The organism is Paenibacillus sp. MSJ-34 (assembly GCF_018918005.1).
GTDB lineage: Bacteria > Bacillota > Bacilli > Paenibacillales > Paenibacillaceae > MSJ-34.
Window position 1 is genome coordinate 1 of the sequence record NZ_JAHLPR010000132.1, and the last position, 829, is coordinate 829.

1 protein-coding gene is annotated in these 829 nt (G+C 36.2%); it reads left to right on the forward strand.

Going from position 1 to position 829, the window contains the following annotated elements:
* Positions 1–200: 200 nt before the first annotated feature.
* Positions 201–545, forward strand: a complete 345-nt coding sequence (locus tag KQI79_RS27370) for a hypothetical protein (RefSeq protein WP_216541470.1) — start codon at positions 201–203, stop codon at positions 543–545.
* The last annotated feature ends 284 nt before the right edge of the window (positions 546–829 follow it).

An 829-nucleotide genomic window follows, 5' to 3' on the forward strand; every position in this document is an offset into this window, starting at 1 on the left:
TTCATGAAAATCACCCAATTCATTAGAAATAAAAAAAGCCTTCTCGGCGATTATTGGGGTGATTTTGAAAAGTCAAGAGGAATGTTTGTTCGCACCCCATGTTTGGGGGTGAAACAATAGAAGACCCTAGCTAGGAAGCTAGAGTCTGCAACGGAATGTGAATTCCGAGAAGCTTAAAAATAAAAATGGAGGTTTCTTATATGAGGAAATCAACAACTATAACTCAATTTATTCAGGAAATATCTGTCATATTAGACAATGGAAATTCACGCTCCATTGAAGAAACTTGTAGACATATTGAAGATAAAAAAGTAATTAATTGGCTTGAAGGAGAATTTCCCACACAAGAGACGGGTGCCGATTTTAGCATGTTTCAGGACAAACACAGGAAATATATCCACAATTCATTAGAAATAATTTGGGGTGCTTATGCAGGAGATGAGAGAAGAAAGTGGGGAATTACTAATAACGGTTTATGTCTCTTAATAAGTTGGGCTACCGAAATTATTAGGCAAGATTTTAATAAAGATGATTTTATCGAATAAAGCACTCCTGAGGGGTGCTTATTTACTCCCTCCCCTCTGACCACTTCCTTGAAATTTACAATAGTTATATAGAACTATTTAGCGGATCATGTTAATATGATGGAAAATGTTGTCGATTGGGGGAGTAATCAGAAATATGGGATGTTTAATGATAATAATATTGATCCTAAATTTCGAAAGCCCGTAATATCAAACACTGAATATAGTGGATCTGCCTCGCGGACTGTAAAAAAGTGGAGGTTTCCCAGTTCGTTCGGTTCAAGTCAACATTATGTGGATACACT